8 protein-coding genes and 1 tRNA gene are annotated in these 6921 nt (G+C 22.4%); 3 read left to right on the top strand and 6 right to left on the bottom strand.

All coding sequences use genetic code 11. From position 1 onward, the window contains the following. Positions 1 to 291: 291 nt before the first annotated feature. Together BUCISPPS3390_RS02065 and der are read left to right on the top strand one after the other, a co-directional pair. A complete protein-coding gene (locus tag BUCISPPS3390_RS02065; protein ID WP_154060975.1) occupies positions 292 to 789 on the top strand; it encodes a tetratricopeptide repeat protein in 498 nt (165 codons plus the stop codon). Then, positions 789 to 2153: a ribosome biogenesis GTPase Der gene (gene der, locus BUCISPPS3390_RS02060; protein ID WP_172599035.1), complete on the top strand. Its 1365-nt coding sequence runs from the start codon at positions 789 to 791 to the stop codon at positions 2151 to 2153. Before BUCISPPS3390_RS02065 ends, der begins: the two co-directional genes overlap by 1 nt. A gap of 12 nt (positions 2154 to 2165) precedes the next feature. Here der and fdx read toward each other — a convergent pair whose 3' ends face one another. From fdx to BUCISPPS3390_RS02030, 6 genes are all read right to left on the bottom strand, one after another. After that, entirely contained in the window at positions 2166 to 2498 is a 333-nt protein-coding gene (gene fdx / locus BUCISPPS3390_RS02055; protein ID WP_154060973.1) for an ISC system 2Fe-2S type ferredoxin, read from the bottom strand. A 103-nt stretch (positions 2499 to 2601) separates the two neighbouring features. Further along, the gene (locus BUCISPPS3390_RS02050) at positions 2602 to 3834 is read right to left on the bottom strand and encodes an Hsp70 family protein (RefSeq protein ID WP_269471945.1); all 1233 of its coding nucleotides are present in this window, start codon (positions 3832 to 3834) and stop codon (positions 2602 to 2604) included. A gap of 14 nt (positions 3835 to 3848) precedes the next feature. Then, positions 3849 to 4109 (bottom strand): Hsp70 family protein, encoded by a 261-nt coding sequence (locus BUCISPPS3390_RS02140; RefSeq protein WP_154060971.1) that lies wholly within the window; start codon positions 4107 to 4109, stop codon positions 3849 to 3851. Next, positions 4106 to 4639, bottom strand: a complete 534-nt coding sequence (gene hscB / locus BUCISPPS3390_RS02040) for a Fe-S protein assembly co-chaperone HscB (protein ID WP_154060970.1) — start codon at positions 4637 to 4639, stop codon at positions 4106 to 4108. The genes BUCISPPS3390_RS02140 and hscB overlap by 4 nt, the downstream gene beginning before the upstream one ends. 158 nt (positions 4640 to 4797) lie before the next feature. Continuing rightward, a complete protein-coding gene (gene iscU, locus BUCISPPS3390_RS02035; RefSeq protein ID WP_154060969.1) occupies positions 4798 to 5181 on the bottom strand; it encodes a Fe-S cluster assembly scaffold IscU in 384 nt (127 codons plus the stop codon). Positions 5182 to 5208: 27 nt separating this feature from the next. Beyond that, on the bottom strand, positions 5209 to 6417 hold the full coding sequence (locus tag BUCISPPS3390_RS02030) for an IscS subfamily cysteine desulfurase (RefSeq protein WP_154060968.1): 1209 nt from the start codon (positions 6415 to 6417) through the stop codon (positions 5209 to 5211). 258 nt (positions 6418 to 6675) lie between these two features. On the opposite strand from BUCISPPS3390_RS02030, the gene BUCISPPS3390_RS02025 reads away from it, so the two are divergent. Then, positions 6676 to 6749, top strand: a tRNA-Trp gene (locus BUCISPPS3390_RS02025). Positions 6750 to 6921: the final 172 nt, after the last annotated feature.

The following is a 6921-nucleotide window of genomic DNA, read 5'->3' as shown; positions in this document are numbered from 1 at the left end:
TATATATTTATATATTTATATATTTATATATATATTTATATATTTATATATATATTTATATAAATAAAAAAACAAAAACATATAGACACATAAATAAAACAAATGTATAAATAAATCATGTAAAACATAAAACCAAATCAAAAAAAAAATAAAATTAGAAAACCATGATTTAAAAAAAAAGAAAATGTATTTTAAAATATCTTAAAAACATTTGGAAAAATAAAAAAAATGTGTTATTATTTTTGATAACTTAAAAATGACTTATTCTTGAGAAAATTAGTGTTAATATATATGAAAAAAAATAAATTTATGATTTTTTTAAAAAAGTATTTTTACTTGTTTTTTTGTGTGGGTTTATTTTCATTATCAATCTGTACAATTGTAATGGGAAGAAATTATAAATTAAAAAACAATAATAAAAATATTGAAGAATTTAAAGAAATAGCAGATAATTTGCAAAAAAAGAAAGTTGACTTAATTAGTACTAAACAAAAATTTTTTAACAATAATAAAAATATATATTCTATATTAGTTGGTATTAATTTATCTAAACAATTTTTTTCACAAAAAAAATATACGCAAGCTATTAATATTTTAAAAAAAACTTTGTTTATTACTCAAGAAGAAAATTTGATTTTATATATCAAACTAAATTTAGTAAAAATTTATGTTAAGAAAAAAGATTTTTCTTCTGCTCTAGATATTATTAGAACAGTTAATAATAGTGAATGGAACGATTTTTTTCAACAATACAAAAAATTTATTCTGTTAAAAAAGAGATCGCAGTAATGACCCTAAAAATAACTTTGGTGGGTAGATCAAATGTAGGAAAATCTAGTATATTTAATTTTTTAACACGAGAAAATTCTTCTCTTGTAAGTGATACTGTACAGACTACAAGAGATAGAAATTATGGTTTTTTTTTTCTTAAAAATCGTCAATTTTGTATTATTGACACATCAGGTATTGAATATGTAGAAAGAAAAGAATTTATACAAATAGAGTCGTATAAACAGACAAAAATAGCAGTACGTGAATCGAATTTTTTGATTTTTGTAGTTGACGCGTACACAGGAATAAACAATTTAGATTTTTTTATACTAGAAAAAATCAGAAAAACAAACAAACCAATTTTTTTATTAATAAATAAAATTGATAGAGAAAATTTACATAGTAATATAATTGATTTTTATGATTTTGGAATTAAAACAATATGTAAAATTTCTATACTACACCGTATCGGAATATCTGATTTTTTTAAAAAAATATGGACGTTTTATAAAAAATTTTTTAAAAATGATTACAATCAAAAAATTTTATATGATTCATCACAACCTAAAGTTTGTGTAAGTATTTGTTTTTTAGGAAAACCTAATTCAGGTAAGTCCAGTATAATTAATGGTTTATTAAATAAAAATAGAATGATTACTAGTTCTATTCCAGGAACAACAAGAGATATTATAAAAGATTCATTATATATTAAAAATATTGAATATATTTTTACAGACACTGCAGGAATTAAAAAAACAAATAAAAAAAATACTTTTTTAGAGTATTTATCTGAAAAAAATTCTATTAAATCTATTCAATTGAATCAAATAGTAGGTATAGTAATAGACTCTTCTATAGGAGTATGCGCGCAAGATTTATCTATAATAAATAGTACTATTAAATCTGGAAAATCTTTTTTTATTGTACTTAATAAATGGGATTTAATACCACCTCACCAAAAAACAAAGATTAAAAATTTTATTTATAATCGTTTACAATTTATTAAAAATATTTCTATTATTTATGTATCTGCATTATATAAAATAGGATTAAATAAAATTTTAAATCAAATAAATATTATTTATAAAGAATCTTTAAAAAATTTCAGTACATCATACTTAACAAGAATTTTAAATAAAGCAGTTTTACAACATCCTTTACCTTCGGGTATAACTGGAAAAGTAATACGATTAAAATATGCACATTTTGGAAATAAAAATCCAATATTTATTATTATTCACGGTACACAAATACAATATATACCGTTAACATATAAAAAATATTTAATGCATTTTTTTCAAAGAAACTTACAAATCCAGAATACACCCATAAAGTTATTTTTTAAAAATAGTGTTAATCCTTATATTCATAAAAAAAATTGAAGATAATTTAATTTATTCATTGACATGATTTACATGATATAATGGTATTTCTACTTCTATACTTTCTTTTCCTAAACGAGCTTGACACCCTAATCGGCTATATTTTTCTAAACCCCATGCTTTATCTAATAAATCTTCTTCATTTTCTTGACACGGCGATAAAGAGGAAAAACCTTTTCTGATAATGCAGTGACATGTACAACATGCACATGATTTTTCACATGCATGTTCCATTTTAATTTTATTAAATAAAGCTATGTCAAGAATTGTTTCTCCAGTTTTTCCTTGTACTGATAGTCCTTTCGGTAGTATAAATTTATGAGGATAAAAGATTACTTTTGGCATACCGTCTCTCCATAATTAACATGATTAATGTAATATAATTATTACGTTTATTATAAAAAATCTTTTGATTTTTTTATATCTTTTTTTGAGTAGTTTTAATAATTTAATGTGTATTAATTTTTTTATTGATATTTTTTTTGTGATATACAGTGTCCATTTGGATTCTATGTTTAATTTTAGATATTTGTTCCTGCGCTGTTACAGATAATAAATTATCTGCATCTATACGAAATGCAATCATTATTTTTATTTCTCCTGCTTTTTTAGGCGGCAATTTTTGAATTTTAAATTTTTTAAGTAGTGTACAATTTTTTACGTATTTACTTTCTCCTTGAAAAATATTTATGCAAAATCCTGTCTGGTTGTCTTTAAATGTAGTAAATATTTTTACTACTTCAGTTGGTATTTTTGATCCTTTTATTATCATTTTTTCCATAATTCCACCTAATAATTCAATTCCTATAGAAATAGAGACTATATCTAATAATAATATTGATTGAATACTTTTGTTTTTTTTGTGATATAAAAAATTTGCTTGTAATCCTGCTCCATGAGCAACTACTTCTACTGGATTAAGTAATTGTAAAGTTTTCTTTTTAAAAAAATTGTGAATTTTTTTACGAATTAATGGAATATAAGTGGATCCACCAACTAAAATTATATCTTTTATATTTGATTTTTTAACATTAGCATCTTGTAATGCTTGTTTTAATATATTTAGTGTTTTCTTAATATAAGGATAAATTAATACATTAAATTCTAAAATTGAACAATTTATTTTTGAATGTAAAAATTTAATTGTAACAGATGATTTTTTACTTAATTGAATTTTAACTTTTTCAGCAATAATAAGCAATTCTTTAAACAAAACATCAGTAATTTTGGTTTTTTTTTTCATTTTAGAGTATAAAAAATGAGCTAATAAATTATCAAAATCATCTCCTCCTAAGTGACAATCACCATTAGTTGCAAGAACTTCAAAAATTCCTTCTGATATTTTTAAAATAGATACATCGAATGTTCCTCCACCTATATCATATACGCAAATAAATCCTTTTCTTTTTTTTTCTAAACCGTAAGCAATAGCAGCTGCAGTTGGTTCGTTTAATAATCGTAATAGTTTTAAATTAATTACTTTTGCAGATTTTCGGATTGTTTTTTTCTGTATATTATTGAAATAAGCTGGAACTGTTATGATAGTTCCACAAATAGATTTTTTAAAATTTTTTTCTATTTTATTTTTTATATAAGTAAAAATTTTTTGAATAATATCAGAAACAGTCATTTTTCCTATATTTGTATGAAAAACTAATTCTTTATCTTTATTAGTGGATATTTTATACGGAATATTTATTTTTTTTTTTTTAATTCAGAATATGAAATTCCAATGAATCTTTTTATAGATGTAATGGTATTTTCAACGTCTGTACTTAAGAATTTTTGAGCTTTCCAACCTATAGCAGTACTATTTTTTTTAAAATGTACAATTGTAGGAAAAAATTTTTTTTTATTGAATATATCCAAAACTATTATTTTATTATTTATTACTGTGGATACTAAACAACATGTAGTTCCGAAATCTATTCCTATGATAATTTTTTTTTTTTTCATGACTGTATTTCATTTTCCTTAATTAATTTATTTTTAAAATTTTGAGCTTTCTTTATAATTTTATATATAAATGATATACGATAAAAAATTTGGCTTGCATAATTTATTTTTTTTTCTTTAATTTTTTGATTAAATCGTGAAAAATATAATATTAATTTAATTTTTAATTTTTTTATGAATTTATCAATATGAATATATGAATTTGATTTTTTTTTTATTTTTTGTATTTTTTCATGCAACTTAAATTGTTTTTTTAATGTTTTTTCTTGATAATAATTGTTATCTTTCGGTGATAAAATTTTTTTGGTTTTTAATTTTAATAAATATCTAGCTCTAGTAAATCGGTTTTTTAGTATATTAAATCCTTGATTAATTTTAATAGATATTAATAATTGATTTTCTGTGCTCATTTTTTTTTTTTTTTGCATATCTGGATGATATTTTTTTTGTAGTTTATAAAAATTTTTTATTAATTTTTTTTTATCAATATTAAATTTTTGTGACAGTTTAAATAAATTAAAGTAATTCATTAGTAACCTGTAAAAAATGAGTTATGATTTTAAAATATTAAGTATATAAATATACGAAACATAATAATAATTGTTATATGCCATTGAATTTATTTTCTAGTGCTGAATATAGCATATTTATTTTCAGCACTACGTATTTTTAATAAATTAGATATTTTTTATTTTTTATATTTTTTATGATAATTAGCAATAGCTCCTTTAATTGCATCTTCTGCTAAAATTGAACAATGAATTTTAACTGGAGGTAAATCTAGTTCTTTTGCTATATCAGTGTTTTTTATTTCGTTAGCTTCTTGTAGCGTTTTCCCCTTAACCCACTCAGTCATCAAAGAACTTGCAGCAATAGCAGAACCGCATCCATATGTTTTAAAACAAGCATCTTCTATTATATTTTCTTGGTTTACTTTGATTTGTAATTTCATTACATCTCCACAAGCAGGCGCTCCAACTAAACTAGTTCCAATGTTTTCTTCTTTTTCTGGAAATGATCCAACATTTCTAGGATTTTCATAATGATCTAATACTTTTTTACTGTAAGCCATAATTTAAAATTTTCCTATGTAAAAGTATTAATTCCAAATAATTTTTTTCATATCAATACCTGATTGAAACATTTCCCAAAGAGGTGATAGTTTTCTTAACTTAAAAACTGCATGTTTAATTGCTATTATAGCATATTTAATTTCTTCTGAAGTTGTAAAGCGCCCTATAGAGAATCTAATAGAGCTATGAGCTAATTCATCTTTTATTCCTATAGCTCGTAAAACATAAGATGGTTCTAGACTTGCTGATGTACACGCAGATCCAGAAGATACTGCTAAATTTTTTAAAGCCATTAATAATGATTCACCTTCAATAAAGTTAAAACTAATATTAATTATGTTGTTGGTTACATAATTAAAATTACTATTTAAATAAATTTCTTGAATGTTAGATAAACCATTCCATAACATATCACGTAAGTATTTTGCGTGCGACATATCTGTTTTCATTCTTTTTTTTAAAATTTTGCATGCTTTTCCAAAACCTACAATTTGATGAACAGGTAATGTTCCAGAACGAAATCCTCTTTCATGTCCACCTCCATGCATTTGAGGAGACAGTCTAATTCTGGGTTGTCTACAAATATATAATGCTCCAATTCCTTTTGGTCCATATATTTTATGAGCAGAAAAAGATAATAAATCGATAGGTATTTTTTGAGTATTTATGTCTATTTTTCCAATGCTTTGCGTAGCATCTACATGAAAAAAGATATTTTTACGTCTACAAAAATGACCGATTTCTTCAATATTTTGAATTGATCCAATTTCATTATTTATGTGCATAATAGAAATTAATAAAGTGTTACGACTAATAGATTTTTGAATTTGAGAGATGCTAATAACACCATATTTATTTGGTTTCAAGTATGTTACTTGACATCCTTGATATTCCAAATACCGACAACTGTCCAATACTGATTTGTGTTCTATCTGACTGGTGATAATGTGTGTTTCCTTTTTTTTATGAAATTCATAAATTCCTTTAATAGCTAGATTATTTGATTCAGTAGCTCCTGAAGTAAAAATTATTTCTCTAGCGTCTGAGTGAATCAAATTAGCAATTTCATGTCTAGCTATATCAACAGCTTCTTCTGCTTTCCATCCAAATTCATGTGATCTAGATGCTGGGTTTCCAAAAATATCATTTAAAGAATAATATTTATTCATTTTTTTTTTTACTATGGGATCCACAGGAGTAGTAGCTGCATAATCTAAATAAATAGGAAATTTCATTTTACAACCTCATTTAATGAATATGTATATAGTTTGTATTAATTGATTTTTTAATAATAAATATTAACTTTTTTTAATTTTTTTATGTATAAATTATAAATTATGAAATAAAAAAATTATTTAAAAATTAAATATGCAATATAATAATTAGTAATATTTTTTAAAATATATTAACTATTTTGGATAGTTGTATTTTTTGTATCTCTCAGGTATAATATTTTAGAAATAAAATTTTTATATTTTTTAAAAATCTATTTTAGGGGCGTAGTTCAATATGGTAGAGCATTGGTCTCCAAAACCGAAAGTTGTGGGTTCGAATCCCTCCGCCCCTGTGAAAATAACTTAAATTGTTATAAAATATATTAACATTAATTATTTTATTTATTTTTCATATATGTATCTTACCAAGATTGACCTATCATAAGTAAAAAATTTTTTAATAATTAAATACAATTTTTAATAAATAATATTTTATATATAAAATATATGTTTATAAAAGTATTT

The sequence above is a fragment of the Buchnera aphidicola (Cinara cf. splendens/pseudotsugae 3390) genome, assembly GCF_900698845.1.
Taxonomy (GTDB): Bacteria; Pseudomonadota; Gammaproteobacteria; order Enterobacterales; family Enterobacteriaceae; genus Buchnera_F; species Buchnera_F aphidicola_AM.
This window is presented reverse-complemented; position numbering and strand designations above follow the sequence as displayed.

Excerpts from the sequence above, each read along its gene's own strand:
- BUCISPPS3390_RS02065 (WP_154060975.1), top strand. The coding sequence starts at position 292 with ATGAAAAAAAATAAATTTATGATTTTTTTAAAAAAGTATTTTTACTTG.
- der (WP_172599035.1), top strand. The coding sequence starts at position 789 with ATGACCCTAAAAATAACTTTGGTGGGTAGATCAAATGTAGGAAAATCT.
- fdx (WP_154060973.1), bottom strand. The coding sequence starts at position 2,498 with ATGCCAAAAGTAATCTTTTATCCTCATAAATTTATACTACCGAAAGGA.
- BUCISPPS3390_RS02140 (WP_154060971.1), bottom strand. The coding sequence starts at position 4,109 with ATGAAAAAAAAAAAAATTATCATAGGAATAGATTTCGGAACTACATGT.
- hscB (WP_154060970.1), bottom strand. The coding sequence starts at position 4,639 with ATGAATTACTTTAATTTATTTAAACTGTCACAAAAATTTAATATTGAT.
- iscU (WP_154060969.1), bottom strand. The coding sequence starts at position 5,181 with ATGGCTTACAGTAAAAAAGTATTAGATCATTATGAAAATCCTAGAAAT.
- BUCISPPS3390_RS02030 (WP_154060968.1), bottom strand. The coding sequence starts at position 6,417 with ATGAAATTTCCTATTTATTTAGATTATGCAGCTACTACTCCTGTGGAT.